Genomic DNA, 26,325 nt, shown 5'->3' with positions numbered 1-26,325 from the left:
GCCCGGCGACGCACTATCCGGCAGATGTCTGACGAGGTTCTGACGGTCGTCTTACAACGCCTTACGGCTAACTTGTGGCCCGCTTACGGCCTCGGTAGTAACCCGCGGCTGCGATTTTTCAATGCGGGATGCGGCGCGTTTTCCCTGCACGGCGCAGCGCCGGAATTCACCGCATCTGGCGCATTTTCAAGGCCGCTCCTTGGGCGAGGCCGGTCATTCAGAGCGCCGCGTAAGGCATTGGTCAGTCGCATTTGCAGTAATCCAGCCCGCTTGGGGATTTCCCCATGGCATGGGATTTCAATCAACCCTGAAGGAAACAGTCATGGATGACCCGGTGGTAGCCAAGATTCAGCGCAATCCGAAATACGTGGAGCTGCGCCAAAAGCGCAACCGGATCGGCGTCGTGCTGACGGTGCTGATGCTGCTCGTGTATTACGGCTACATCGCGCTGATCGCGTTTGACAAGGCGTTTCTGGCGCAGCCCATTGGCGCCGGCGTGACCACGCTGGGCATCCCCATCGGCTTGGGCGTGATCGTCTTCACCATCGTCATCACCGGCATCTACGTGCGTCGCGCCAACAGCGAATTCGATGCCCTGACCAAAGACATCCTGAACGAGGCCTCGAAATGAGCGCGAACAAAAAATACCTCGCGCTGCTGGCGGCGTTGATGGCGGGCGGCGCCCACGCCGCCGGCCCCGACCTGGGCCAGGTGGCCAAGCAGGCCACGAACTGGACGGCCATCGCGATGTTCGCCGGCTTTGTGCTGCTGACCCTGTGGATCACCAAATGGGCCGCTTCCAGAACGCGCTCGGCGGCGGACTTCTATACCGCCGGCGGCGGCATCACGGGCTTCCAGAACGGGCTGGCGATCGCCGGCGACTACATGTCGGCGGCCTCCTTCCTGGGCATCTCGGCCGCGGTCATGGCCACGGGTTATGACGGCCTGATCTATTCGATCGGTTTCCTGGTCGGCTGGCCGATGATCACCTTCCTGATGGCCGAGCGCCTGCGCAACCTAGGCAAGTTCACCTTTGCCGACGTGGCGGGCTACCGCTTCCAGCAAGGGCCCATCCGCGCCTTCGCGGCGTCGGGCACGCTGGTGGTGGTGGCGTTCTACCTGATCGCGCAAATGGTCGGCGCCGGCCAGCTCATCAAGCTGCTGTTCGGCCTGGAATACTGGATGGCGGTCGTCATCGTCGGCGCCCTGATGATGGTGTACGTGCTGTTTGGCGGCATGACGGCCACCACCTGGGTACAGATCATCAAGGCCTGCCTGCTGCTGGCGGGCGTGACCTTCATGGCCTTCATGGTGCTGGCGCAGTACGGTTTCAGCCCCGAGGCGCTGTTTGCCAGGGGGGTGGAAGTGCGCGCCGCCATTGCCGCCAACAGCGGCAAGACGCCCGAGGAGGCGGCCAGGGCGGGCCTGTCCATCATGGGCCCGGGCGGGTTCATCAAGGACCCGATCTCGGCCATCTCGTTCGGCATGGCGCTGATGTTCGGTACCGCCGGCCTGCCGCACATCCTGATGCGCTTCTTCACGGTGCCCGATGCCAAGCAGGCACGCAAGTCGGTGTTCTGGGCCACCACCTGGATCGGCTATTTCTACGTGCTGATCTTCATCATCGGCTTCGGCGCCATCACCATGGTGCTGACCAACCCGGAGTACGCGGACGTCGCCCGGGGCGTCATCCACGGCGGCGCCGGCACGGCCAACATGGCGGCGGTGCTGGTGGCCAAGTCGGTCGGCGGCAACGTGTTCTACGGTTTCATCTCGGCGGTGGCGTTCGCGACCATCCTGGCCGTGGTGGCGGGGCTCACCCTGTCGGGCGCCTCGGCCGTGTCGCACGACCTGTATGCCACCGTGTTCAAGAAGGGCAAGGCCGACAGCGCGGCCGAACTCAAGGTGTCGCGCATCACCACGGTCGTGCTGGGGATCATTGCGGTGCTGCTGGGCATCACATTCGAAAAGCAGAACATCGCGTTCATGGTGTCGCTGGCCTTCGCCGTTGCGGCCTCGGCCAACTTCCCGGTGCTGTTCCTGTCGGTACTGTGGAAGAACTGCACCACGCGCGGCGCCGTGATCGGCGGCTTTCTGGGGCTGATCTCGTCGGTGGGCCTGACCATCGTGTCGCCCTCGGTATGGGAAGCCACGCTGGGCCACCCGGCTGGCTCGGCCTGGTTCCCGTACACCTCGCCGGCGTTGTTCTCGATGACCATCGGCTTTGTCGGCATCTGGCTGTTCTCCATCACCGACCGCAGCGCCAATGCGGCGCGCGAGCGTGCCGCATTCCCGGCGCAGCAGGTCCGCTCGGAAACCGGCTTTGGCGCCTCGGGGGCATCGGGCCACTAAAACGGGCGCCGGCCCTGCGCGGCGGTGTCACCCGCCGCGCAGCTGCCTCAGCTTGATGAACGCCAGCGCCGCCATCACGGCATCATTGACCGCATCGTGGGCGGCACGCCGCGGCAGACCCAGGTCGTCCATCAGCGTGGCAAAGCGCAGGTCGATATCGGCGTTGACCTGCTGCTGGTAGGGCGGCAGCTGTTTGAACTTGTAGTCGTAGTACAGCGCCGAGACTTCAATCCTGGGCTGCGGCAGGCCCACGCCCAGCAGGGGCCGGATGGCGCGATTGAGCATCGCCACGTCGAACGCCAGGTAATAGCCCACCAGCGGCCGGCTGCCGATGAAATGCATCAGCTGCGCCATCGCCTCTGCGATCGGCAGACCCTGCGCCACGTCGCGTTCGCGCAGGCGATGAATGCGCACGCTGTCGGCCGCGATGCCCTTGTCCGGCCGCACCAGCAGCGCCAGCCGCTCGCTGGTCATGATGCGGTTGCCCACGATGCGCACCGCGCCGACCGAGATGATTTCGTCGGTGCGCACATTCAGGCCGGTGGTCTCGCAGTCCAGCGCCACCCACTCATCGGGCGGCGCCGCATCGAACATGAAACGGTAAGCCGGATCGCGCAGGTGCTTCAGACGCCATTTGCGCCGCAACGCGGCGACAAGCGCTCCGGGCGAAAAGCGCGCCAGACTCACAGCGCGTCGAGCCGGAATCGATGGCGCAGCAGCGCCTTGAAGCGCTTGACCACGCCCAGCGTGTCCTTGAGCAAGTCACGCTCCAGGCTGCCCAGGCGTTCCGGCGCAAGGCCTCCGCTCACGGCCCGGCCGGCGTCCAGTTCGGCCAGCCCGGCCTTCAGGCGCAGCCCCATGAGCACGTGCAGGCTTTGCGTGAGCTCCTCGCCCAGGGTTGCGTCGAGCGTAGCGTCGGCCACCAGCGCCTCGATGCGGGCCACCGTGCCGGTCGGCGCCACATGGCGCGCCAGCGCGAGACTGCGCACCCCGTGAACGATCGGAAAAATGCCTTCCTTCTTCAGGTCGAGCGGGCGCTGCGCCTGCCCATGCGGCAGCAATCGGTCCCACCAGGGCGAGGGACTGCCAAACGCCTCGATGACAGCCGCGAAGCGCCCGAGCACGGCGTCGTTGTCGGTGGCGAGCGTCATCAGGCCGCGGCGCACGCCCTCCAGCAGGGTCGCGTCGCCCGCCACGGCATGCGCATCCATGAAGATCGCCAGGTGCATCAGGCTGTCCGCCTCCGGCATCAGCAGCCATTGCCGGACCTTCTGGCCGAACGCGCTGGCGCTGCCGCGCCAGGCCGGGTTGCTGAGCATGATGTGACCGGGGCATTCGGGATAGCCAAAACGGCTCAGCGCCTGCGAAAAGCGCTGGCAAATGGCGTCCAGATCATCGGGCGCGGTGTAGCCGTCGCGCAGCAGCAGGCCGTTGTCCTGATCGGTCTTGAGCAGTTGCTCGCCACGCCCTTCGCTGCCCATGACGAACAGGCAGCTGTTGGCCACCAGTCCTGCCGGCGCGATCATCTGCCAGGCGCGTTCGAACAGGCGCGCGTTCAGTTGCTGCACCAGCGTGGCCATGAGGCCGATGCGCGTGCCGTTGCGGTACAAGAGCGAGATCAGGCGCGTGATCTGCAGGGCCGCTTCGGCCAGTGCGTCGAGGTCGGGCGCCTGCTCGATCTGCACCGTGATCAGGTGCGAATGATTCGCCAGGAAGCTGAACACATCCAGCGCCTCCAGAATGCCCCGCACTTCGTCCCCCTCGGTCACGACGAGCCGGTGCACCCGGCGGCGCAGCAGCAGCGCCATGGCCTCGCCAAGCTGGTCGGACGGGCGCACGGTGATGACCGGGCTGCTCGCCAGTTCGCCCACCGCCAGCCGATTCAGCGGGCGGCCATCCAGGATGGCGCGCTGCAGCCCGGTCGTGGTGAAGATGCCGAGGCCGCCCGGCAGGCCGCGCACCAGCACATTGGAGGTGCGCTGCGACTGGAACAATTGCACGACCGACAGCACATCGGTCTGCGCATCGACCATATGGGCGGGGCGCAGATACGCCTCGTCCACCCGCGCCAGCGTCAGGGATTGCAGCTCGCGCTGCTCCTGCCGCTGCGACAGCGCACTGAGCTTGTGGCCCAGGTCCGAGAACAGCAGCGCGCCGAAGGTGGCGTTCGAGGCAATCAACGCCTTGACGGTTGCCTTGGCCAGCTGGTAGGCCACCACTTCCTCGGCCGCCACAAAGCGGCTGCTGACGCGGCCGGCCACCAGTCCGCGGCCGTCGAAGCTGTCGTCCGGGCCGTAGCTGGCGACCACCTCGCCGTCTTCGCTCTGGGTGACTTCGCCCTTGATGACAACGTACAGATGCGTCGGCTCGGCGCCGAGCTCCAGCACCACCTCGCCTTCGCGGAAATAGGCGATGTCGACGTGGCGCCGAACCTGCTCCTGTTCCGCCGGACTCAGGCAGTCGAACGGCGAAGCGGCGAAGTTGAAGGCACTGGGCATGGCGGTGGCGTGAAGTTCGCGGAAGGTGCCCCCCGATTCAACGACGAACGCCTTGCGCCACCCTTGCAGCCGCGTCCCAGGCCGTACCGTCAAACCATGGATCGCCTTCGCAGTAGGCGCGCAGCATGGGCAGCGCGTCGAAACCCCAGAACAACCTGTCGTCCACCGCGAAGGTGGGCACGCCAAACACGCCCGCGGCGATGGCCTCTTCAGTTTGGGCCTTGAGCTGCGTTTTGACCTCGTCGCCGTGCATGTCACGCGCGGGCGCCAGCTGCGCCGCCAGCGCCTGCAGCCGCACCGGGTCGGCTGCCTCGGCGCCGCCGCGCCAGACGTGGCGAAACACGGTCTCGCAGACATAGCGGTTGGGCGTGCCCTGCGCATTGCAGGCCACGGCCAGCCGCAACAAGGCCAGCGGGTTGAAGGGATGCGCTGCCGGCAGCTGCATGTCGATGCCGTGGCGCTGCGCCAGCCACAGCACCTGGCGGTAGGTCCAGTCGCGCTTGGGTGCAATCTCGGCGGGGCCGAGCTGCCCATGGTGCTTGAGCAGCCCCGCAAACAGCAGCGGCTTGTACGTCACGCTGTAGCTCAGGCCCAGCAGGGCTTCGGGCAGCTGTTCGAACGCGAGGTAGGCGTACGGCGAAATGAAGTCGAGGTAGAAGGTGATGTGCTTCATGGCGATGCCGGCGTCGTTGTGGGTTCCGCCGCAGCGCGCCGCTCGATCAGGGTCCAGACCGCCCGCTTGTCGGCGTCGCTCATCCGGCTCCAGCGCCCGATCTCGTCGAGCGTGCGAAAGCAGCCCTCGCACCAGCCGCCGGCCTCGCTCATGCGGCACACCGAAATACAGGGTGAAGGAACATTTTCGGCTGTAGCCCTTGCTGCATCAGCACGATCAGCTATCAAATCAATAGTATTCATGCGATTTTGACGGCCTGCGCCACATCGGCCACGGGCGCGCCGGTGAGCCGCTGCAGATCGTGCGGGCTGAGTTTGAAGACGCCATGCGGATGCCCCGCGGCGGCCCAGATTTCCGCGAACCGGAACAGCTCCCGGTCGATCAGCGTGACCGGCGGCGTCACATGCGCCAGCGGCGACACGCCGCCGATCGAAAAGCCGGTGCTGGCCTTGACAAACTCCGCATCGGCGCGCCCCAGCTTGCCGCCTTCGCTGCAGACCAGGGCCGCCACCTTCTTCTCGTCCACGCGCCGGTCGCCCGAGGTCACCACCAGCACGGCCGCGTCGTCCGGGATGCGGCGAAAGATGATGCTCTTGGCAATCTGGCCCACGGCGATGCCCAGCGCGTCGGCCGCCTGCTGCGCGGTGCGCGCCGCGTCGTCGAGCATCACGGGCACATGCGGATGGCCCTGCGCCTGCAGCGCCGCCGCCACACGCTGCACGCCCTCTGGAAGGAAGGAGGCGGGAGCGGGAGTCCTGCTCACGACTAGCCTGCCCGCTTGGCCAGGATCGCCGTGGCCGCGCGCGAGTTCGGCTTGCGCTGAAGATGGTCGCTGATGAATTTGCCGGCGTCGATCAGTTTGTCCAGGTCGATGCCGGTCGCTATGCCCATACCGTCCAGCAGGTACACCACGTCCTCCGAGGCCACGTTGCCGGTCGCGCCCTTGGCATAGGGGCAGCCGCCCAGGCCCGCCACCGAGGTGTCGAACTGCCACACGCCCATCTCCAGGCTGGCCAGCGTGTTGGCCAGCGCCTGGCCGTAGGTGTCGTGGAAGTGGCCCGACACGTCGTTGATGTCGTAGTGCGTCAAAGTCGCCTCCATGGCACGCCGCACCTTGCGCGGCGTGCCCACGCCAATGGTGTCGGCCACGCCGATGTGCTGCACGCCGATACCCTTCATGAGCCCGGCCAGCATGCCGACCCGTTCGGGCGCGATCTCGCCCTCGTAGGGGCAGCCCACGGTGCACGACATGGCGCCGCGCACGTAGATGCCGTGGGCGCGCGCCGCCTCGACCACCGGGCGAAAGCGTTCGATGCTCTCGGCGATCGAGCAGTTGATGTTGCGCTGGCTGAACGCCTCGCTGGCGGCGCCGAACACCACGATCTCGTCGGGCCACTCGGCGCGCGGCGCGGCAATCGCCGCCTCGAAGCCCTTCATGTTGGGTGTCAGCACCGAGTAGCGCACGCCACTCTGGCGCCGGATGCCGTGCATGACCTCACTCGCATCGGCCATCTGCGGCACCCACTTGGGACTGACGAAGCTGGTGACCTCGATCTCTTTCAGACCGGCGTCCTGCAGGCGCTGCACCAGTTCGATCTTGACCGCGGCCGGCACCATCTGCTTTTCGTTTTGCAGGCCGTCGCGCGGGCCCACATCGACGAGTTTGACTTTGCTGGGAAGACTCATGTTCTGACTCCAGGAGATGTTGTCACTCAGTATCCGCGTTGCCCGTCGACCACGCCCGCCAGCGTACGGAAGTCCGCACCGGCTTCGAGGGCCCGGATCTTGGCCGCGATCTGCGCCACCGATTCTTCGCGCTGCGTGCGCGCCGAGGCATGCGGCGTCACGGTGATCTTCGGATGCCGCCAGAACGGATGCGCGGGCGCGAGCGGCTCCGACGCAAACACGTCAAGCGTCGCGCCCGCGAGCTGGCCCGCATCGAGCAGCGGGATCAGGTCGTCTTCGACCAGATGCGCGCCGCGCGCCACGTTGATGAGGTAGCCGCCGGGCCGCCCGCCGTTCAGCCGGCCCAGCGTGCCTGCGCGCAGGATGCCATGCGTCTCGGCGGTCAGCGGCAGCAGGCACACCAGCACGCGGCTGGCGGCGAGAAAGGCGTCCAGCCCAGGCGCACCATCAAAACACCGGATGCCGTCGATCTGCTTGGGCGAGCGGCTCCAGCCCAGCACCGGAAACTCGAACTGCGCAATGGCCTTGCCGACACGTTGGCCGAGCACACCGAGGCCCATGATGCCGACCGGAAAATCGCGGCGCGCCCGTGGGCGGCGATAGCTCCAGACGCCCGCGCGTGCGTCGGCCTCGTAGGCATCGAACTCGCGGAAATGGCGGATCAGCGCATGGCAGACGTACTCGGCCATCTGCACCGACATGCCCGCGTCGTCGAGCCGCACGATGCGCGTGTGCGGCGGCAGCTTGAGCTTGAGGAGCGCGTCGACGCCGGCGCCGATATTGAACAGGCCGCGCAGCCGCTGCTGCTCGTCCAGGAACGCCTGCGGCGGCGCCCATACCACCGCATGGTCGGCCAGCGCGGCACCGGGCGTCCAGGCTTCGACCTCGGCCTGCGGCAGCTCGGCGCGCAGGCCTTCGACCCAGGGTTCGGGGCGGTTGTTGTCGGTGAGGCAGACGGTGATTCGCATCGGCACCAGTTTAATCAAGCCTTGATGCGCAGCAGCTCCGCACCTTCCGTGACCTGATCGCCCGGCGCATACAGCAGCTCTTCGACCGTGCCGTCGGCCGGCGCGGCAATCGTGTGCTCCATCTTCATGGCTTCCATCACCGCCAGCGCCTGACCCTTGCTGATCTTGTCGCCGGGCTTGACGGCGAACGACACCACCTTGCCCGGCATCGGCGCGGTCAGCCGGCCCGCGTCGGCCTGGCCCACGCTGGCATGCGCCAGCGCGTCGATCACTACGATTTGTGTAGCACCCAGGGCACAGAACACATGGGCTACGGCCTGATTCAGCCATACCTTGACGGTCTGGCGCTGGCCCGCAAAATCGACCCCGATGCCATCCGCCACGCGCACGAAGGTGAGCGGCCCGGCGGCGCTGCCGACCTGCAACTGCAGGGCGCCGTCGTGCAGACGGGTCAATACGGCCGTGACCGCCTCGCCATGAAATTCGAACTCGAAGCGGCGCGTGGCCAGGCCGTGCGCGCGCCAGCCGTCGCGCCGGGCCCAGGGGTCGATCCAGGCGCCGTTGGTCGCATCGACCTCCAGGGCTTTCTCCTCCACCAGCGTGCGCGCAATGGCCGCGGCGGCCGCCAGCGGCAGGCCGACTTTTTCCTGCTTGAACAGCCTGGCCTCTTCGCGCGGGATCAGCCCCGTGTCCAGATTCGCCTGGGCAAACGAGGGAGTATTGACCACATAGCGCAGGAACTGCACATTGGTGTTCAGCCCGACGATATGGGTCTGCGACAAGGCCTCGTCCATGCGCGCCAGCGCCTGCTCGCGGGTGTCGCCATGCACGATCAGCTTGGCCACCATGGGATCGTAAAACGGCGAGATGGCGTCACCTTCGCGCACGCCGGAGTCCACCCGGACCAGAGTGTCGGCGCCGCCCCTGTTCCCGCGCTCGAAGCTCACGTACGCCGGCAGGTCGTACACGTGCAGCGTGCCGGTGGCGGGCAGGAAGTTGTTGTCGGGGTTTTCGGCGCAGATGCGCGCCTCGATCGCATGGCCGTGAATGTGCAGATCCTCCTGCCTGAGCGGCAGTTTTTCGCCCGACGCCACGCGCAATTGCCACTCCACCAGGTCGAGCCCGGTGATGGCCTCGGTCACGGGGTGCTCGACCTGCAGCCGCGTGTTCATCTCCATGAAGAAGAAAGTCATGCTGCCATCGGGCTTTTGCTCGACGATGAACTCCACCGTGCCGGCGCCCACGTAGTTGACGGCGCGCGCGGCCGCCACGGCGGCCTCGCCCATCTGCTGGCGCATGCCGGGCGTCATGCCGGGCGCCGGGGCTTCCTCCAGCACCTTCTGGTGGCGCCGCTGCACCGAGCAGTCGCGCTCGAACAGGTAAACGTAGTTGCCCTGCGTGTCGCCGAACACCTGAATTTCGATGTGGCGCGGGCGCTGTACGTACTTCTCGATCAGCACCGCGTCAATGCCAAAGCTGCTGCTGGCTTCGCGCTGGCACGAGGCCAGCGCCGCGGCGAAAGACTTCGCCTTGTCCACCACGCGCATGCCCTTGCCGCCGCCACCCGCGCTGGCCTTGATCAGCACCGGGTAGCCGATCGCGTCGGCCTCGCGCTGCAGCAGCGCCGGGTCCTGGTCCGCACCGTGGTAGCCGGGCACCAGCGGCACCCCGGCCTTGCCCATCAACTGCTTGGATTCGGCCTTGAGTCCCATGGCCCGAATCGCGGCGGGCGGCGGGCCGATGAAGACCAGGCCCGCATCGGCACAGGCCTGCGCAAACTCGTCGTTTTCGCTCAGAAAGCCGTAGCCGGGGTGGATGGCCTGCGCGCCGGTGGCCTTGGCGGCCTCGATGATGCGCTCCCAGCGCAGGTAGCTGTCCTTCGGTGCGCTGGCGCCGATCGGCACCGCCTCGTCGCACACGCTGACGTGCTTGGCGCTGGCGTCGGCCTCGGAGTACACCGCCACGGTCTTGATGGCCATGCGCCTGGCCGTGGCCGCGACGCGGCAGGCGATCTCGCCACGGTTGGCGATCAGAATTTTGTTGAACATTTAGGTGACCTTTGCAAAACCGGAAAAGAGACGGGAGGCGCGACGAAATGCCGCCTTGAGGAATTTGATCAGCAGCCAGGTCATGGCCCACATCAGCACGACCACAATGGCCAGCAACACGCCGAACACCAGCGGGTGCTGCGTGGAGAGCCAGAGCGCGCCGACCACCACGCCGTCCTCGGCCAGGCTCGCCAGCACGTTGGAAACAGGCTCGGGCGAGGTATTGATCACCGCCCGGGTGGTGGTCTTGGCGGCCTGGCTGGTGGCCGCCAGCGTGCCACCCATCAGCGCGGCAACGGCGGTCATGGTGCCGCCATCGGCGCCGAACACGCCGGCGGCCAGCGCGGCACCGGCGGGGATACGGATCACGCTGTGCACGATGTCCCACAGCGAATCGACGCCGGGGATCTTGTCGGCGAAGAACTCGACGAACAGCATGAAACCGCTGGCGGCCAGCATGGCCGGGTGCTGCAGCAGCGCCAGGCCGTCGGGCAAGGGGATCCAGCCCAGCAGCCCCGCCACGCCCACCATGAAGACCACGGCATAGAGCCGCAGGCCGCTGGCCCAGCCGAGCGCGGCGGCCAGCGCCAGCAGGCTGGCCATGTCGAGGCGCCCCGCCGCCTGCCCAACCCCCGACGCGCCCGTGCCGGCGGCGCTGGCCGCGTGGCTGCCCAGCGGCGCCAGCCATGACGGGAGGGATTGAAGCAAGGTTTGCAGCATGGCTTGCGGGGTCGCGCTGGCTCGGCCGCTCAGGGCAGCAGCCAGCCCGGCTTGCGCTTGTTCAGGAACGACTGCACGCCTTCCCGGCCCTCAATGCTGGAGCGGATGTCGGCAATGCGCTGGGCGGTGTCGGCGCGCAGCTCTATCGTCAGCGGGGCGCCGGCCACGTCGCGCACCAGGCGCTTGCATTCGCGGGCCGCTTTCGGCCCGTTCGCGGTCAGCGTGGCCACCAGCTCCGCCACCTTCGCGTCCAGCGCCCCGGCGCTGCACAGCTCGTGCACAAAACCCAGCGCGTGGGCCTGCGCCGCGCTGAAGCGCTCCGCGGTGACCATGTAGCGGCGCGAGGCCTGTTCGCCCAGGGCGCGCAGCACATACGGGGCGATGGTCGCGGGCAACAGGCCGAGCCTTGCCTCCGACAGGCAGAAGGTCACCTCCTCCGCCGCGACGAGCACGTCGCAGACCGCCGCCAGGCCCATGCCGCCGGCGTAGCAGTCGCCCTGGATGCGCCCCACGATGGGCACCGGGCACTGGTACAGGGTCCAGAGCATGTCGGCGAGCTTTTGCGCATCGGCACGGTTCTGATCCCAGCTGTAGTCGGCCATGGCGCGCATCCAGTTGAGGTCGGCACCCGCGCAAAACGCCTTGCCGTGCGCGCCCAGCACGATGACGCGCAGGTCGCCCTCCTGCGACAGCGCTGCGAACACCTGCGTCAATTCGGCGATGACGCCGTCATTGAAGGCGTTGCGGACCTCGGGCCGGTTCAGCCAGACCTCGGCCACGTGGGACGACGGACGGCGCAGGTCAAGAAGGCTCGATGGGCTTGTATTCATGAAGGGGCTCAATAGCGTTTGGCAACTTCTTCCAGCATGACCTCGGTGGCGCCGCCGCCGATGGCCAGCACGCGCGCATCGCGCCACAGCCGCTCGATCGCGGTCTCGCGGATGTAGCCCATGCCGCCGTGGAACTGCTGGCAGGTCTGCACCACTTCATTCACCAGCTCGCCGGTCAAGGCCTTGAGCATGGAGACTTCCTGCACGATGTCGCGGCCCTGCGTCACGCTCCACGCGCAGTGGTACATGAAGGAGCGCGCGGCGCGGGTCCTGGCGTCGAGCATGGACAGGCGCTGGCGGATGGTCTGCTGGTCCCACAGCGTGGCGCCGAAAGCCTGGCGCTGGCGCACGTAGTCCAGCGTCAGCTGGAGCGCCCGCGTGCAGTGGCCCACCGCCATCGCCGCCAGCGCGATGCGCTCGGTCTGGAAATTCTTCATGACCGAGTAGAAGCCCTTGCCCTCCTCGCCCAGCACGTTGGCGGCGGGGATGCGCACGTTGTCGAGCACCAGCTCGGCGGTGTCGGACGAGAGCCAGCCCGTCTTCTTGAGCGCGCGGCCCACGCTGAAGCCGGGCGTGCCCTTCTCGACGATGAACATGGTCATGTCGTGCCGGCCCGAACCCGTTTTGGCGGCGATGAAATACAGGTCGGCGTGCACGCCGTTGGTGATGAACATCTTGCTGCCGTTCAGCACCCAGTCGTCGCCGTCACGGCGCGCCGTGGTGCGGATGCCGGCCACGTCCGAGCCCGCACCGGGCTCCGTGATGCCCACCGCCGCGATCATCTCGCCGGCCGTGACCTTGTGCAGGTATTTGTCCTTCTGCGCCGCACTGCCCGCGTGGTGCAGGTGCGGCCCCGCCATGTCGGTATGCACCAGCACGGTGATGATGAAACCGGCAAAGGTCGATTGCGACAACGCTTCGGCAAACACCAGGTTGGTCAGTGCGTCCGCATCGCCGCCGCCGTAGCGGCCCTCGTACATCAGCCCCAGCAGCCCCGCCTGGCCCATGCGGCGCAGCACGTCGCGCGGCACCCTGCCGGCCTCTTCCCAGGCCGCGCCCTGCGGCTCGACCTCGCGTGCAATGAAGCGCGCGACCTGGTCGCGCAGCAGCTCGTGCTCGGGCGTGGTGTAGATGTTGTCCATGCGTGTGGCCCCTCGCCTTACATGCGGAACACGCCGAACTTCGTGTCGGGAATCGGCGCGTTGAGCGTGGCCGACAGGGCCAGCGCCAGCACGCGGCGCGTGTCGGCCGGGTCGATCACGCCGTCGTCCCACAGGCGCGCGCTGGAATAGTAGGGATGCGACTGGCGCGCGAACTGGTCGAGCACGGGCTGCTTGAAGGCCGCTTCTTCCTCCGCGCTCCAGCTGCCGCCGCGGCCCTCGATGCCGTCGCGCTTGACGGTGGCCAGCACGCCTGCCGCCTGCTCGCCGCCCATCACGCAGATGCGCGCGTTCGGCCACATCCAGAGGAAACGCGGCGAGTAGGCGCGCCCGCACATGCCGTAGTTGCCCGCGCCGTAGCTGCCGCCGATGATCACGGTGAATTTCGGCACCTGGGCGGTCGCCACCGCGGTCACCATCTTGGCGCCGTGGCGCGCGATGCCCTCGTTCTCGTACTTGCGCCCGATCATGAAGCCGGTGATGTTCTGCAGAAACACCAGCGGAATCTTGCGCTGGCAGCACAGCTCGATGAAGTGCGCGCCTTTTTGCGCCGACTCGGAAAACAGGATGCCGTTGTTGGCGACGATGCCCACCGGCATGCCTTCGATGTGCGCGAAGCCGCACACCAGCGTGGTGCCGTAGCGCGCCTTGAACTCGTGGAACTCGCTGGCGTCGACGATGCGGGCGATGACTTCGTGCACATCGAAAGGCTTGCGCGTGTCGGTCGGGATCACGCCGTACAGCTCTTCTGCTGCGAATTTGGGAGCAGCCTGCGCCCGCAGGTTCTGGGCTACCACCTTCTTTTGATTGGTATTCCTGACCACCGAGCGGGCCAGCGCGAGCGCGTGTGCGTCGTTCTGCGCGAGGTGATCGGCCACGCCCGAGAGCCGCGTGTGCACGTCGCCGCCGCCGAGGTCCTCGGCCGAGACGATCTCGCCGATCGCGGCCTTCACCAGCGGCGGCCCGCCCAGGAAGATGGTGCCCTGGTTCTTCACGATGATGGTCTCGTCGCTCATCGCCGGCACGTAGGCGCCACCCGCCGTGCACGAGCCCATGACCACCGCGATCTGCGAGATGCCCTGCGCGCTCATGTTGGCCTGGTTGTAGAAGATGCGGCCGAAGTGGTCGCGGTCGGGAAACACTTCGTCCTGGTTCGGCAGATTCGCGCCACCCGAGTCCACCAGGTAGATGCAGGTCAGGTGGTTCTGCTGCGCGATCTCCTGCGCCCGCAAATGCTTTTTCACCGTCAGCGGGTAATAGGTGCCGCCTTTGACCGTGGCGTCGTTGCACACAATCATGCAATCGACACCTTCGACGCGGCCGATGCCCGCGATCAGGCCGGCGCACGGCGCCGCCCCGTGGTACATGCCGTGGGCCGCCAGCGGCGACAGCTCCAGAAACGGCGTGCCGGGGTCCAGCAGCATCTGCACGCGCTCGCGCGGGGGCAGCTTGCCGCGCGCCGTGTGCTTGGCGCGGGCGGCCTCGCCACCGCCCTCCGCCGCCTTGGCGACCTGGACCCGCAGGTCGTCGACCAGTTCGCGCATGGCAGCGGCATTGGCCTGGAATTCGGCGGAACGGGGGTTCAGTTGGGTGTCTAGCGTGCTCATTCGGTTCTTCTGCCCTTCGATGGTTCTGGTGGGTATCAGGCGGTCTTCTCGTCAGCCAGGCCCAGCTGCTGCTTCATGGCGTCGCGGATCACGAACTTCTGGATCTTGCCGGTGACCGTCATCGGGAACCCGGTCACGAACCGGATGTACTTCGGTATCTTGTAGTGCGCGATCTGGCCCTTGCAGAAGTCGCGCACCTCGTCCTCGGTCGCGTTCTGGCCGGGCTTGACGATGATCCAGGCACAGAGCTCCTCGCCATATTTCTTGTCGGGCAGGCCAACCACCTGCACGTCCTGCACCTTCGGGTGGCGGTACAGAAACTCCTCGATCTCGCGCGGGTAGATGTTCTCGCCGCCGCGGATCACCATGTCCTTGATGCGCCCGACGATGTTGACATAGCCCTCGTCGTCCATCGTCGCCATATCGCCGGTGTGCATCCACTGCTCGGCATCGATCGCCTCGTGCGTCCTGGCTTCGTCTTCCCAGTAGCCGTGCATCACGCAATAGCCGCGCGTGCAGAACTCGCCCGCGGTGCCGCGCGGCACGGTGGCGCCGGTCTCGGGATCGACGATCTTGATCTCGATGTGCGGCTGCACCGTGCCGACGGTGGACACGCGCTTGTCCTGCGGCGTATCGGTCGAGCTCTGGCAGCTCACCGGGCTGGTCTCGGTCATGCCGTAGGCGATGGTGATTTCGCGCAGGTGCATCTGATCGACCACGCGCTTCATCACCTCGGTCGGACACGGCGAGCCGGCCATGATGCCGGTGCGCAGGCTCGACATGTCGAACTCCGCAAAGCGCGGGTGGTCCAGTTCGGCGATGAACATGGTGGGCACGCCATGCAGTCCGGTGCACTTCTCTGCCTGCACCGTCTCCAGCACCGTGATCGGGTCGAAGCCGTCGTTCGGGTACACGATGCAGCTGCCGTGCGTGAGGCAGGCCAGATTGCCCAGCACCATGCCGAAGCAGTGGTACAGCGGCACCGGAATGCAGAGACGGTCGGCCGGGGTGAGCTTCATGCACTCGCCGATGAAGAAGCCGTTGTTCAGGATATTGCGGTGCGTCAGCGTCGCGCCCTTCGGGAACCCCGTGGTGCCGCTGGTGAACTGGATGTTGATCGGGTCGCTGGCCTGGAGGGTCTTCTGCACGTCGGCCACGCGCGGGTCGGTGGCGTCACCACTGGCGATGAGGTCGGAAAAGCGCTGAAAGCCGGGTTCGTGCGCACCCACGCCCGCCTCGTCGATCCAGACCACCGAGCGCAGATGCGGCAGCCGGCTTGAGGCGAGCTGGCCCGGCTGCGCATGCGCGTACTCGGGCGCCAGCTCGCGCAGCATGCCCAGGTAGTCGCTGGTCTTGAAGCGCGCCATCGTCACCAGCGCGCGGCAAGCCACCTTGTTGAGCGCATATTCGAGTTCGGCCGTGCGGTAGGCCGGGTTGATGTTGACCAGGATCAGGCCCGCCTTGGCCGTGGCGAGCTGCATCAGCACCCACTCGGCGTTGTTGTGCGACCAGATGCCGACACGCTCGCCCGGCGCCAGACCCGAGCGCAGCAGCGCGCTGGCCAGCCGGTTGGTCTCGGCCCGCAGCGCCGCATAGCTGTAGCGCCGCTTCTGGTGCGCGCTGACCAGGGCCTCGCGCTCGCCCTGGCGCGCCGCCATGTCATCAAAAAAGTCGCCGATGGTCTGCTCGATCAGCGGCACGTCGGTGGCGCCGCGCGCATAGCTCTGGGCGGCAGGGGCAGGATTGGGTTGCGTCATGTCTGTCTCCATGAAGGTCGGTGGTTGCAGAAACCACGCTTGAATTTTGGAGCATAGGCCGAAAGCCGGGCTCATGCTAGCCACAGAGGTTGCAAATCCTGCCACGTCAGGGGGGCAGAAACGGCGAAGCCAGAAGACGGGCGCCAAGCAAGAATCGGGATTCTGGCAATACGGCAAATCCGACGCAGTGTAATTCCAGATCTTGAAAATATCACATCACTTCAAATGATGCATATAAATCATGAGAAATTAATCAGCCAGCTTCAATTTTGAGGTAGTATTTGCGCCATAGTGATTGATGCAATAAATCCTCCTTTATGCGAAATCGCGTCCGTCCAGCCCGGGTTTCCGTTTCGTGGCTCCATTCAGGAAGTCGCTCGGGGCTCGGTGCTCGCCGTCCAGATGAAAGACGTGGCGCCTGATCTGGGTGTGGACTGGCGCGGCGTCCTGCGCACCGAACTGCCCGGCCGCAGGGCGCCCGACTGGCTGTTGCGTGGCGATGTGCTCTTTGTCTCCCGCGGCACCCGGTTCTACGCCGTGTGCCTGGATGAGCCGCCCGGCCCTGCCGTCTGCAGCCCGCACTTTTTCCTGCTGCGGGTCAAGCCACGCGCAGGCGTGCTGCCGGCCTTCCTGGCCTGGCAGATCAACCAGCCGCCGGTTCAGCGCCAGTTGCGCCAGGCGGCGGAGGGCTCGAACCAGCTCAGCATTCGTCGTCCTGTACTGGAGGCCCTGAGTCTGCGCGTGCCCCACCTGGCCGACCAGCAACGCATCGTCGCGCTGGCCGAACTGGCTCGGCAGGAGCGCCAAACCCTGCACCAACTCATCCGCAACCGCGAACGAGAACTCGAAGTTTTGGCAGAAAAACTGGCCCTAGCCCATATCTCACCTGCGTAGTCAGCTATTAAAAAATGAGTACATCACCCATCAGCCAGGACGGCATCAATGCCGCCGTCTGGTCCGCCTGCGACACCTTTCGCGGCACCGTCGACCCCAGCATCTACAAGGACTACGTCCTCACCATGCTGTTCCTCAAATACGTGTCCGATGTCTGGCAGGACCACTACGACGAGTACAAGAAGCAGTACGGCGACCACCCCGCGCTGATCGAGGAAATGCTCAAGAACGAACGCTTCGTGCTGCCGGCCAGCGCCAGCTTCTATGCGCTGCACACCCAGCGCCACGCGCCCGGCAACGGCGAGCGCATCGACAAGGCGCTGCACGCCATCGAAGACGCCAACATCGCCAAGCTGCGCGACGTGTTCCAGGACATCAGCTTCAACGCCAACAAGCTGGGCGATGAACAGCAAAAGAACGACATCCTGCGCCACCTGCTCGAAGACTTTGCCAAACCCGCGCTCAACCTGCGCCCCAGCCGCGTCGGCACGCTCGACGTGATCGGCAATGCCTACGAGTTTTTGATCAAGAACTTTGCGACCACCAGCGGCAAGAAGGCCGGCGAGTTCTACACCCCGCCCGAAGTCTCCAGCCTGATGGCGCGGCTGATGGACCCGCAGGAGGGTGACGAAATCTGCGACCCGACCTGCGGCTCCGGCTCGCTGCTCATGAAGTGCGGCCGCCTCATCCGTGAACGCACCGGCTCGCGCAAATACGCGCTGTACGGGCAAGAGGCCATCGGCAGCACCTGGGCGCTGGCCAAGATGAACATGTTCCTGCATGGCGAAGACAACCACCGCGTCGAGTGGGGCGACACCATCCGCAACCCCAAGCTGCTCGACGGCGCGGCCAGCCTCAAGCACTTCGACATCGTGGTCGCGAATCCGCCCTTCAGCCTCGAGAAATGGGGCCATGAGGGCGCCGAAGCCGACAGGTTCAGCCGCTTTCGCCGCGGCACACCGCCGCGCACCAAGGGCGACTATGCCTTTGTGCTGCACATGGTCGAAACCATGAAGCCCGGCACCGGCCGCATGGCCGTGGTCGTGCCGCATGGCGTGCTGTTCCGCGGCGCCGCCGAAGGCCGCATCCGGCAAAAACTCATCGAAGAAAACCTGCTCGACGTGGTGATCGGCCTGCCCGAAAAACTGTTCTACGGCACCGGTATCCCCGCCGCCGTGCTGGTGCTGCGCAAGAACAAGAAGGACGACAAGGTCCTGTTCATCGACGCCAGCCGCGACTTCGAGGCCGGCAAAAACCAGAACTATCTGCGCGAGGCCGACCTGCAGCGCATTCTGGACACGGCCAGCGCGCGCCAGGGCGTCGACAAGTACGCCCACCTTGCCAGCCCCGCCGAGATCGCCGGGAACGACTTCAACCTGAACATCCCGCGCTATGTGGATACCTTCGAGGAAGAAGAAGCCATCGACCTGATGGCGGTGCGCAAGGAGCGCGAGCAGCTCAAGGCGGAGCTGGCACGGCTGGAGGTGCAGATGGACGTTTATCTGAAGGAGCTGGGATATGAGTAAGGACATTGGCTCAAGCCGCGACGTCGCGCTTTTTCAGGAGAAGGCGATTCGCCGAACATGGCATGACAGTCAGTGGTGGTTCGCAGTCGTCGATGTGGTCGCCGTATTGACGGACAGCCGTGATCCTGCTCAGTACATCAACAGAATTCGCTTACGCGACAAAGAGTTAGCGCAAGGGTGGGTACATTTTGTACACCCCCTTCGTATCGAGACTGAGGGCGGCCAGCAAAGCGTCAACTGTGCCAACACCGAAGGCCTGCTGCGCATCATCCAGTCCATCCCCTCGCCCAAAGCCGAGCCCTTCAAGCGCTGGCTCGCCAAGGTCGGCTACGAGCGCATCCAGGAAATCGAAAATCCCGAACTCGCCAGCGCCCGCGCCCGCGAGCTCTACGAAGCCAAGGGCTACCCCAAGCCCTGGATCGAGAAGCGCCTGCGCTCCATCGCCATCCGCGGCGAACTCACCGATGAGTGGAAGCAGCGTGGCGTGAAGGAGGGCCAGGAATACGCCATCCTCACCGCCGAAATCGCCAGCGCCACCTTCGGCGTCACGCCCGAGGGCCATAAAAAGATCAAGGGCCTCGCCAAGCTCAAAACGGGCGACAACCTGCGCGACCACATGACCGACCTGGAGCTGATCTTCACCATGCTCGGTGAAGCCAGCACCACCGAGATCGCACGGCGCAAGGATGCCCGGGGCTTTCCGGCCAACCGCAGCAGCGCCCGCGCGGGCGGCACCATCGCCGGCGATGCGCGCAAGGCGCTGGAAGCCAAGAGCGGCCAGCCGGTGGTCAGCGCCAGCAACAACCTCGCCTTGCAGGCGCCCGGCGCGGCGGCGTTGGCCGTCACGGCGTTTGTCGAGACGCAGGCAAGGGAACTGGCCTCGAAAACTTCCATCGGCCAGGCGGCCGCGCGCAAAAAAGTCGCCGCCAGGACAGCCAAGGCCGTTGCTTCGCTCAAGGACAAGCCGACGAAGGTAAAGAAGTCATGAACTGTTTGACGCTGGCAACTGTTAAGGATCACTTAAAGGTTCGATTTGACTTGGTGGTCGTGGCAGTGGTTGCATTGCTTGCATCAACTGGGCCGCGCGGAGAATTCCATGCTTCCTGACGGCTGGCATCGCAGCACGCTCGGCGAAATCGCCCGCATCAGTTCGGGCGGCACACCCGACCGGGCCGAGCCGAGCTATTGGGGCGGCAATGTGCCCTGGGTGACGACCGGTGAAATCCAGTTCAACACCATCTCCGACACCGCCGAGAAGATCACCGAGGCCGGACTGAAGAACTCATCGGCGAAGCTCTTCCCGCCGGGCACCTTGTTGATGGCCATGTACGGGCAGGGCAAGACGCGGGGACAGATGGCGAAGCTGGGCATTGAAGCGGCCACCAATCAGGCGTGCGCCGCGATCCTCCTGCCAGAGAAGCAAGACACCGATTTCTTTTTCCAGTACCTGTCTTCGCAATACGAAGCGATCCGGGAACTGGGCAACGCCGGGACACAGCAGAATCTGAGCGGCGGCATTCTGAAAGAAGTGCAGGTTCCAGTGCCGCCTCTGTCAGAGCAGCGCCGCATCGCCCGCATCCTCTCCACCTGGGATCAGGCCATCGCCACCACCGAACGCCTGCTCGCCAACAGCCGCAAGCAGAAGCTCGCGCTGACTCGCCATCTATTGCTAGCGCCTGCTCAACAAGGACGGTGGCCGATACGGGCGATCAAAGAAATCAGTGAGCGGATCCAGGGCCGAGTCGCTAAGGGAGAAGCGTTACCCGTCTTGATGATTTCCTCTGGTCAAGGCTTTGTGCGCCAGGATGAAAAGTACAGCCGATTCATGGCAGGTAAAAGCGTCGACAACTACATCGCGCTCAACAAGGGTGAGTTCGCCTACAACAAGGGGAACTCGAAACTCTACGAATTCGGTTGCGTGTTCCCGCTTGAGACCGTCGAGCGCGGTTTGGTGCCGCATGTCTATGTCTGCTTCAAGCTCAAAGCCCAATGCCATCCCGCGTTCTACCAACATCTTTTTGCCGCTGATTTCCTGCACGACCAACTCGGCGCATTGGTCAACACCGGTGTTCGCAACAACGGCTTGTTGAACATTCGGCCTCACGACTTCCTGGGTTGCAAAGTGCCGGTGCCCCCCATGCAGGAGCAGGCGCGCATCGCGAGCATTCTTCAAGCCGCAACGGCGTGGATTGAGCGGCATGAAGGCGTCGTCGAAAAGCTGAAACAAGAGAAGGCAGCCCTCATGGCCCAGCTTCTCACCGGCAAGCGCCGAGTTCGACTGGACGCGAAAGCAATGGAGGCAGCATGACTTCCGCCACCACCCCCAACTCCCGCGAGCAATACAGCGCCCACATCCCCGCGCTGCATCTGCTGTGCAATCTGGGCTGGCACTTTGTCGGCACGGCCGAGGCGCTGGCGCTGCGCGGGGGCGGCACGCGCGAGGTGCTGCTGGTGCCGCGGCTGGTCGAGGTGCTGCAGACGCGGCGCTACGAATACAAGGGCCAGTGGTACCCGCTCTCCCCCGGTGGCATCGACCAAATCGTGCGGGAGCTCTCGAATGCGAGCCTGGCCGAAGGGCTGTTGCCGGCCAACGAGCGGCTGTACAACAAGCTGTCGCTCGGCATCACGGTCACCGAGTTCATGCCCGACGGCAAGAAATGCCAGCCGACGATTGCGGTGATCGACTGGACGGACGCCGCCGCGAATCGCTGGGACGTGACCGAGGAGCTGCAAGTGCTGTCGGCCCAGGGCACGCACCACCGCACGCCCGACGTGGTGGGTTATGTGAACGGCATTCCGCTGGTGGTGATCGAGGCCAAGCGGCCCGAAGGCGCGCACGCGAGCAAGGCGATGGTTCATGAAGGCATCAGCCAGCACCTGCGCAACCAGCGTCCCGACGAGATTCCGAACCTGTTTGCCTATGCGCAGCTGCTGCTGGCGATCAGCCAGACCGAGGGGCGCTACGGCACCACGCACACGGCCGCCAAGTTCTGGGCGCGCTGGCGCGAAGAGCCGAGCCCGCAGGCCGGGGCGACGTTCGACGACGCGCACGTCGGTGTCCTGAAGAACAGGCCCCTGCCCGCGGATACGCGTGTCGCGCTGTTCACCGGTAAGCCTGCCGGGCTCGCCGCCTACTTCGATGCACTGTGGGCTGAGCCCATGCAGGTGACGGATCAAGACCGTTTGCTGGTGAGTCTGTTGACGCCCGCTCGCTTGCTGGAGTTTCTGCGCGGCTTCGTGCTGTTCGACCGCAAGGTGGGCAAGGTGGTGGCGCGTTACCCGCAGTTTTTCGGCATCCGCGCCCTGCTGGCACGGCTCAACCAGTTCCGCCCCGATGGCGGACGCGAGGGCGGCGTGGTGTGGCACACCACGGGTTCGGGCAAGAGCTTCACCATGGTGTTCCTGACCAAGGCGCTGCTGCTGGTGCCCGCGCTGCAGGAATGCCGCGTGGTGGTGGTGACCGATCGGCTGGATCTGGAAGAGCAGTTGCGGCGCAACTTCATCTCCAGCGGCGCGTTCGGCTCGGCCGTCGCGATGCAGAAGGACGGCGAGAAGAGCCGCGCGCTGTCGGGCCGCGACCTGGCCAGGCGCATCGGCAGTGGCACCGAGCGCATCACCTTCACGCTGGTGCACAAGTTCAACACGGCGAGCAGGCAGCCCGAGTGCCACAACGATTCGCCCAACCTGATCGTGCTGGTGGACGAAGGCCACCGCAGCCACGGCGGTGAAACGCACGAGCGCATGAAGAAGGCGCTGCCCAGGGCGGCTTATGTGGCCTTCACCGGCACGCCACTGCTCAAGGACGAGAAGACGGCCGGCAAGTTCGGCCCCATCGTGCATGCATACACGATGCAGCGGGCGGTGGAAGACGAAACCGTGGCACCGCTGCTGTACGAGGAGCGCGTGCCCGAACTGACCATCAACGAAGACGCGGTGAACCGCTGGTTCGACAAGATCACCGTCTCCTTAAGTGAGGCGCAGCGCGGCGACCTGAAGAAGAAGTTTGCGAAGAAGGGCGCCATCTATGGCGCGGCCAACCGCATCGAGCTGATCGCCTGGGATATTGCCACGCACTTCAGCGAGAACATCAAGAAGCTGGGGCTGGGCGAAGGTTTGCAGCTCAAGGGCCAACTGGCGACCGACAGCAAGCTCGACGCCATCCGCTACAAGAAGGCACTGGACGACACGGGGCTGGTGAGCAGCGCCATCGTCATGTCGCCGCCCGACACGCGCGAGGGCAACTCGGACGTGGATGAAGACACGCTGCCGGAAGTGCAGAAGTGGTGGAAGCAGACGGTGGCCGCGCACGGCGCCGACCCCGAGGCGTACGAGAAGCAGGTCATCGCGGACTTCGGCGCCGATGGCGACCCGGACCTGCTGATCGTGGTGGACAAGCTGCTCACCGGTTTCGACGAGCCGCGCAACGCGGTGCTCTACATCGACAAGCCGCTCAAGGGCCACAACCTGATTCAGGCGGTGGCGCGGGTGAACCGGCTGCACGATGCCAAGCGCTACGGCGTGCTGGTGGACTACCGCGGCATCCTGAAGGAGCTGGACACGGCGATCCGCGCGTACCAGGATCTCGAAGCGCGCACGCAGGGCGGCTTCGATGTGGCCGATATCGAAGGCCTGTACCGGCAGTTCAGCACCGAGTACAAGCGCCTGCCGGCGCTGCATGACCGGCTGTGGTCGTTCTTCAAGGGGGTGGAGAACCGACTCGACCGCGAGCAATACCGGCAGGTGTTGACGCCGAAGTTCGTGACCGGCGAGGATGGCGAGGAATACGACCAGCGGCAGAAGCTGCGTGACGACTTTTACGAAGCGCTCACCGCCTTTGGCCTGTGCCTGCAGACGGCGCTGAGTTCGCGCAGCTTCTTTGAAGACAAGAGCTTTTCGGAGAAGCTGATCGCGCGCTACAAGTCCGACCTGCGCTTCTTCACCGAGCTGCGCCAGACGGCACGGCGCGATGCGATGGAGACGGTGGACTACAGCGCCTACGAGGAACAGATACGCCGGCTGGTGGACCAGCAGGTGATCGGCACCGAGGTGCGCGAACCGGAGGGTGTGTACCTGGTGCACCAGCTCGGCCAGACCGAAGACCCGGCCCAATGGTCAACGGACAAGACGCGCAACGAGACGGACATGATCAAGACCCGATTGCGCAAGACCATCGAGCAGGAGCTGGCCGACGACCCGTATGCGCAAAAGGTGTTTGGCGAGCTGCTGCGACTGGCGATTGCCGAGGCCGAAGCTATGTTCGACCACCCGCTCAAGCAGTACGCGCTGTTCAAGACCTTCGAGCAAAGGGTCGACGCGCGGCAGGCGCCGGATATGCCCGACGTGCTGGCCGACAAGCCGCATGCCCGCGCCTATTTCGGAGCAATGCGGCTGGTGCTGGGCGAGCAGCGGTTTGCCGCCTTGGGCGATGCGGCACGCGACACCCTGGTGGCGCAGACGACCGCTATCGACGGCATGGTACGCAATGCCGTGGCCGAGAACTCGCTGAACCCGCAGAACATCGAGGCCGCGATCCGCAAGGGCGTGCTGCCGATGCTGTTCGCGTCGCTGGGTCTGGACGACGCCAAGGCGGTAGTGGAGCAGGTGATCCAGATCACGCGCGTGGGCTTGAGCCGACCGTGAGCATGACCATAGCCAACACGCACGCCGCTGTGCCGGACGCAAGCGTACACAGCTTCGGCTATGGCGATACCACCATCCGCTTTGGCCTGCGCCGGCAGCCCGGGCGGCGCGCGACCAAGGTGGCCATTCATGTCGAGCCTGACGGCCGGGTCGTGGTGGATGCACCGCAGGCGGCGACCGACGCGCAGGTGCTGGCGGCGGTGAAAAAACGTGCGCGCTGGATCAGCCAGCACCTGGACGACATTCGCATACGGCGAGCCCAGGTGCTGCCGCGCGAGTACGTCAGCGGCGAATCGCTGCTTTACCTCGGGCGCCGTTACCGCCTCAAGGTAACGGTGCAGCGCGGCGTGCTGGCCCACGCCCGGCTGCGCGGCGCTTACATCGAAGTGACCGCGCCCCGGCGCGACCCGGCCGAATTGCGCGTGGCGCTGGAAGCCTGGTTTCGCGGGCGCGCCCGCGAAGTGCTGGCGCAACGGCTCGCCGCCGTGGCCGCGCCCTTGCGCTGGGTTCGGCAGCCGCCACCTTTGCGGCTGCAGGTCATGAAAGTGCAGTGGGGCAGTTGTTCGCCCGCGGGCCGCATCACGCTCAACCCCTGGCTGGTCAAGGCCCCGCGCGAATGCATCGACTACGTGCTGCTGCACGAGCTGTGCCATCTGCAGCACCACAACCACAGCGCGAAGTTCTACCACGCGCTGGACCGCCACCTGCCGCCATGGCGCTCACTCAAGGCGCGACTGGACGGGATGGCAGAGCAAATTCTCCGTGTGTAGCCGAGTCAGGCCGGGTCCACCGCCGCCTTGCGCCGGTATTCGGCCGGTGACTCGCCCGTCCATTGCCGAAACGCCCGGGCAAAGCTTTTTTCGTTGCGAAAGCCGACCGCCAGCGCCACCTGCTTGATGGGACGACGGGTCCGGCACAGCGCCTCCATGGCCTGCTCGCGCCGGACCTCGTCTTTCAGCACCTGCAGCGACGCCCCCTCCTCCTGCAACTGGCGGTGCAGCGTGCGGGGCGACACATGCAGCGCATCGGCCAGCGCGTTCGCATTCGCCGCTACCACTTGGCTTTGCAGCAGCGTGCGCACGCGCTGCACCAGCAGCCGGTCCCGGCGGTATTGCCGCACGACCAGGGCGAGCGCCTGCGGCAGCAGGGCGTTCAGGGCCTTGTCATCGCGGCGCAGGGGCAGCGCCAGGTAGTGCGCGTCAAAGCGCAGCACGGCCTGCGCCGCGGCGAAGCGGACCGAGCCCGGAAACAGCACCGGGTACACCGCCGCGTGCGCGGGCGGTGCGAACGGGAAGGCGGTCTCCTGCAGGGCGATATGCGAATCGACCAGCCAGCACGAAATGCCATGAATGTTGCGCAGCAGGGTGACCAGGCAAAACTCGCGGACCGCCGGATCCAGGCGCCGCTCGGCCACCGTCACCGTGGCCAGCCCGTCCGCCACCGATAGGGCCAGCATGATGTCGTCGGTCAGCAGGTTGTGGTGGCGCAGCCAGCGCCGCAAGGCCACGCCCAGATTGGGCGACGTCAGCGAGGCGCGCAGCAGCATGACGTAGCTGCCCCAGCGCAGCCGGCGCGAGAACCAGCCCAGCGCCTCGTCATCGAGTTCGCGCATGGCCTCGCCCGCCAGCACCTGGAACTGCCCCGAGGTGACGGCGCCATCGGGCCGCTGCAGCGCGTCCGGCGCGATGTGTGCCTTGGCCAGCGCCGCGGCCGGATCGGCGCCATAGCGCTCATACGCCAGCAGGATCATCCTGACAAACGAGACCGGTGTGGCCGAAACGGGTTTCATGGGCCGCAGTGTAGGCGGCCCGGCGACGGGTTACGCGCGCGGCAGGTTGACCAGCGCCGGCAAGCGCGCCATATCGATGAAGATCGCGGCGGCGCCGACCCGGCGCAACGAGAAGAGCTTCTTCCGCGCATTCCGGTAGTGGACGGATGTCTCGCCGGGGGAGTTTGGGGAGGGGGT

22 protein-coding genes are annotated in these 26,325 nt (G+C 66.0%); 8 read left to right on the top strand and 14 right to left on the bottom strand.

Translation table 11 applies throughout. The features are described from left to right. Positions 1–322 precede the first annotated feature (322 nt). Together B0E49_RS14780 and B0E49_RS14775 are read left to right on the top strand one after the other, a co-directional pair. Entirely contained in the window at positions 323–631 is a 309-nt protein-coding gene (locus B0E49_RS14780; RefSeq protein WP_077562975.1) for a DUF485 domain-containing protein, read from the top strand. Then, positions 628–2,352: a cation acetate symporter gene (locus B0E49_RS14775; RefSeq protein ID WP_077562974.1), complete on the top strand. Its 1,725-nt coding sequence runs from the start codon at positions 628–630 to the stop codon at positions 2,350–2,352. Before B0E49_RS14780 ends, B0E49_RS14775 begins: the two co-directional genes overlap by 4 nt. A 27-nt stretch (positions 2,353–2,379) precedes the next feature. On the opposite strand, the gene B0E49_RS14770 is transcribed toward B0E49_RS14775, so the two are convergent. The 13 genes from B0E49_RS14770 to B0E49_RS14710 are packed head-to-tail and all read right to left on the bottom strand — an operon-like array spanning position 2,380 to position 16,299. Continuing rightward, positions 2,380–3,039: a 3'-5' exonuclease gene (locus B0E49_RS14770; RefSeq protein ID WP_077562973.1), complete on the bottom strand. Its 660-nt coding sequence runs from the start codon at positions 3,037–3,039 to the stop codon at positions 2,380–2,382. After that, positions 3,036–4,850 carry a DUF294 nucleotidyltransferase-like domain-containing protein gene (locus tag B0E49_RS14765; protein ID WP_077562972.1) on the bottom strand — a complete coding sequence of 605 codons (1,815 nt, stop codon included), beginning with the start codon at positions 4,848–4,850 and terminating at the stop codon, positions 3,036–3,038. The genes B0E49_RS14770 and B0E49_RS14765 overlap by 4 nt, the downstream gene beginning before the upstream one ends. Positions 4,851–4,887: 37 nt before the next feature. Next, positions 4,888–5,523 carry a 2-hydroxychromene-2-carboxylate isomerase gene (locus tag B0E49_RS14760; protein ID WP_077562971.1) on the bottom strand — a complete coding sequence of 212 codons (636 nt, stop codon included), beginning with the start codon at positions 5,521–5,523 and terminating at the stop codon, positions 4,888–4,890. Next, positions 5,520–5,765 (bottom strand): DUF1289 domain-containing protein, encoded by a 246-nt coding sequence (locus tag B0E49_RS14755; protein ID WP_077562970.1) that lies wholly within the window; start codon positions 5,763–5,765, stop codon positions 5,520–5,522. The genes B0E49_RS14760 and B0E49_RS14755 overlap by 4 nt, the downstream gene beginning before the upstream one ends. Beyond that, complete coding sequence (locus tag B0E49_RS14750) at positions 5,762–6,286, bottom strand: YbaK/EbsC family protein (RefSeq protein WP_077562969.1); 525 nt, start codon at positions 6,284–6,286, stop codon at positions 5,762–5,764. The genes B0E49_RS14755 and B0E49_RS14750 overlap by 4 nt, the downstream gene beginning before the upstream one ends. 2 nt (positions 6,287–6,288) lie before the next feature. After that, positions 6,289–7,209 (bottom strand): hydroxymethylglutaryl-CoA lyase, encoded by a 921-nt coding sequence (locus B0E49_RS14745; RefSeq protein WP_077562968.1) that lies wholly within the window; start codon positions 7,207–7,209, stop codon positions 6,289–6,291. 26 nt (positions 7,210–7,235) lie between these two features. Then, complete coding sequence (locus tag B0E49_RS14740) at positions 7,236–8,177, bottom strand: 2-hydroxyacid dehydrogenase (RefSeq protein WP_077563048.1); 942 nt, start codon at positions 8,175–8,177, stop codon at positions 7,236–7,238. Between the two features lie 14 nt (positions 8,178–8,191). Further along, positions 8,192–10,225: an acetyl/propionyl/methylcrotonyl-CoA carboxylase subunit alpha gene (locus B0E49_RS14735; RefSeq protein WP_077562967.1), complete on the bottom strand. Its 2,034-nt coding sequence runs from the start codon at positions 10,223–10,225 to the stop codon at positions 8,192–8,194. After that, a complete protein-coding gene (locus tag B0E49_RS14730; RefSeq protein ID WP_286138043.1) occupies positions 10,226–10,942 on the bottom strand; it encodes a DUF4126 domain-containing protein in 717 nt (238 codons plus the stop codon). Between the two features lie 32 nt (positions 10,943–10,974). Beyond that, positions 10,975–11,775: an enoyl-CoA hydratase/isomerase family protein gene (locus B0E49_RS14725; RefSeq protein ID WP_077562965.1), complete on the bottom strand. Its 801-nt coding sequence runs from the start codon at positions 11,773–11,775 to the stop codon at positions 10,975–10,977. An 8-nt stretch (positions 11,776–11,783) separates the two neighbouring features. Then, complete coding sequence (locus B0E49_RS14720) at positions 11,784–12,917, bottom strand: acyl-CoA dehydrogenase family protein (protein WP_077562964.1); 1,134 nt, start codon at positions 12,915–12,917, stop codon at positions 11,784–11,786. Positions 12,918–12,934: 17 nt separating this feature from the next. Next, positions 12,935–14,542 (bottom strand): carboxyl transferase domain-containing protein, encoded by a 1,608-nt coding sequence (locus B0E49_RS14715; RefSeq protein WP_077562963.1) that lies wholly within the window; start codon positions 14,540–14,542, stop codon positions 12,935–12,937. Between the two features lie 35 nt (positions 14,543–14,577). After that, a complete protein-coding gene (locus tag B0E49_RS14710; protein ID WP_077562962.1) occupies positions 14,578–16,299 on the bottom strand; it encodes an AMP-binding protein in 1,722 nt (573 codons plus the stop codon). Between the two features lie 387 nt (positions 16,300–16,686). On the opposite strand from B0E49_RS14710, the gene B0E49_RS14705 reads away from it, so the two are divergent. The 6 genes from B0E49_RS14705 to B0E49_RS14680 all read left to right on the top strand — a co-directional run bounded on the left by B0E49_RS14705 (position 16,687) and on the right by B0E49_RS14680 (position 25,129). Then, a complete protein-coding gene (locus B0E49_RS14705; protein ID WP_286138032.1) occupies positions 16,687–17,193 on the top strand; it encodes a restriction endonuclease subunit S in 507 nt (168 codons plus the stop codon). A 14-nt stretch (positions 17,194–17,207) separates the two neighbouring features. Continuing rightward, positions 17,208–18,719, top strand: coding sequence for a type I restriction-modification system subunit M (locus B0E49_RS14700; RefSeq protein WP_077562960.1), 1,512 nt, complete (start codon positions 17,208–17,210; stop codon positions 18,717–18,719). After that, positions 18,712–19,707, top strand: a complete 996-nt coding sequence (locus B0E49_RS14695; RefSeq protein ID WP_077562959.1) for a BRO-N domain-containing protein — start codon at positions 18,712–18,714, stop codon at positions 19,705–19,707. The genes B0E49_RS14700 and B0E49_RS14695 overlap by 8 nt, the downstream gene beginning before the upstream one ends. A 108-nt stretch (positions 19,708–19,815) precedes the next feature. Further along, positions 19,816–21,027: a restriction endonuclease subunit S gene (locus B0E49_RS14690; RefSeq protein ID WP_077562958.1), complete on the top strand. Its 1,212-nt coding sequence runs from the start codon at positions 19,816–19,818 to the stop codon at positions 21,025–21,027. Continuing rightward, a complete protein-coding gene (locus B0E49_RS14685) occupies positions 21,024–24,359 on the top strand; it encodes a type I restriction endonuclease subunit R (RefSeq protein WP_077562957.1) in 3,336 nt (1,111 codons plus the stop codon). Before B0E49_RS14690 ends, B0E49_RS14685 begins: the two co-directional genes overlap by 4 nt. 2 nt (positions 24,360–24,361) lie before the next feature. Next, positions 24,362–25,129: a M48 family metallopeptidase gene (locus tag B0E49_RS14680; RefSeq protein ID WP_077562956.1), complete on the top strand. Its 768-nt coding sequence runs from the start codon at positions 24,362–24,364 to the stop codon at positions 25,127–25,129. Between the two features lie 5 nt (positions 25,130–25,134). Here B0E49_RS14680 and B0E49_RS14675 read toward each other — a convergent pair whose 3' ends face one another. Then, the gene (locus tag B0E49_RS14675; RefSeq protein ID WP_077562955.1) at positions 25,135–26,148 is read right to left on the bottom strand and encodes an AraC family transcriptional regulator; all 1,014 of its coding nucleotides are present in this window, start codon (positions 26,146–26,148) and stop codon (positions 25,135–25,137) included. Positions 26,149–26,325 lie beyond the last annotated feature (177 nt).

Source organism: Polaromonas sp. C04, assembly GCF_002002705.1.
GTDB lineage: Bacteria > Pseudomonadota > Gammaproteobacteria > Burkholderiales > Burkholderiaceae_C > Rhodoferax_A.
This window is presented reverse-complemented; position numbering and strand designations above follow the sequence as displayed.

What these genes read in the sequence shown, in the direction of transcription:
- B0E49_RS14780 (WP_077562975.1), top strand. Translation starts at nt 323, where the DNA reads ATGGATGACCCGGTGGTAGCCAAGATTCAGCGCAATCCGAAATACGTG.
- B0E49_RS14775 (WP_077562974.1), top strand. Translation starts at nt 628, where the DNA reads ATGAGCGCGAACAAAAAATACCTCGCGCTGCTGGCGGCGTTGATGGCG.
- B0E49_RS14765 (WP_077562972.1), bottom strand. Translation starts at nt 4,850, where the DNA reads ATGCCCAGTGCCTTCAACTTCGCCGCTTCGCCGTTCGACTGCCTGAGT.
- B0E49_RS14760 (WP_077562971.1), bottom strand. Translation starts at nt 5,523, where the DNA reads ATGAAGCACATCACCTTCTACCTCGACTTCATTTCGCCGTACGCCTAC.
- B0E49_RS14755 (WP_077562970.1), bottom strand. Translation starts at nt 5,765, where the DNA reads ATGAATACTATTGATTTGATAGCTGATCGTGCTGATGCAGCAAGGGCT.
- B0E49_RS14745 (WP_077562968.1), bottom strand. Translation starts at nt 7,209, where the DNA reads ATGAGTCTTCCCAGCAAAGTCAAACTCGTCGATGTGGGCCCGCGCGAC.
- B0E49_RS14740 (WP_077563048.1), bottom strand. Translation starts at nt 8,177, where the DNA reads ATGCGAATCACCGTCTGCCTCACCGACAACAACCGCCCCGAACCCTGG.
- B0E49_RS14735 (WP_077562967.1), bottom strand. Translation starts at nt 10,225, where the DNA reads ATGTTCAACAAAATTCTGATCGCCAACCGTGGCGAGATCGCCTGCCGC.
- B0E49_RS14725 (WP_077562965.1), bottom strand. Translation starts at nt 11,775, where the DNA reads ATGAATACAAGCCCATCGAGCCTTCTTGACCTGCGCCGTCCGTCGTCC.
- B0E49_RS14720 (WP_077562964.1), bottom strand. Translation starts at nt 12,917, where the DNA reads ATGGACAACATCTACACCACGCCCGAGCACGAGCTGCTGCGCGACCAG.
- B0E49_RS14715 (WP_077562963.1), bottom strand. Translation starts at nt 14,542, where the DNA reads ATGAGCACGCTAGACACCCAACTGAACCCCCGTTCCGCCGAATTCCAG.
- B0E49_RS14710 (WP_077562962.1), bottom strand. Translation starts at nt 16,299, where the DNA reads ATGACGCAACCCAATCCTGCCCCTGCCGCCCAGAGCTATGCGCGCGGC.
- B0E49_RS14700 (WP_077562960.1), top strand. Translation starts at nt 17,208, where the DNA reads ATGAGTACATCACCCATCAGCCAGGACGGCATCAATGCCGCCGTCTGG.
- B0E49_RS14695 (WP_077562959.1), top strand. Translation starts at nt 18,712, where the DNA reads ATGAGTAAGGACATTGGCTCAAGCCGCGACGTCGCGCTTTTTCAGGAG.
- B0E49_RS14690 (WP_077562958.1), top strand. Translation starts at nt 19,816, where the DNA reads ATGCTTCCTGACGGCTGGCATCGCAGCACGCTCGGCGAAATCGCCCGC.
- B0E49_RS14685 (WP_077562957.1), top strand. Translation starts at nt 21,024, where the DNA reads ATGACTTCCGCCACCACCCCCAACTCCCGCGAGCAATACAGCGCCCAC.
- B0E49_RS14680 (WP_077562956.1), top strand. Translation starts at nt 24,362, where the DNA reads ATGACCATAGCCAACACGCACGCCGCTGTGCCGGACGCAAGCGTACAC.
- B0E49_RS14675 (WP_077562955.1), bottom strand. Translation starts at nt 26,148, where the DNA reads ATGAAACCCGTTTCGGCCACACCGGTCTCGTTTGTCAGGATGATCCTG.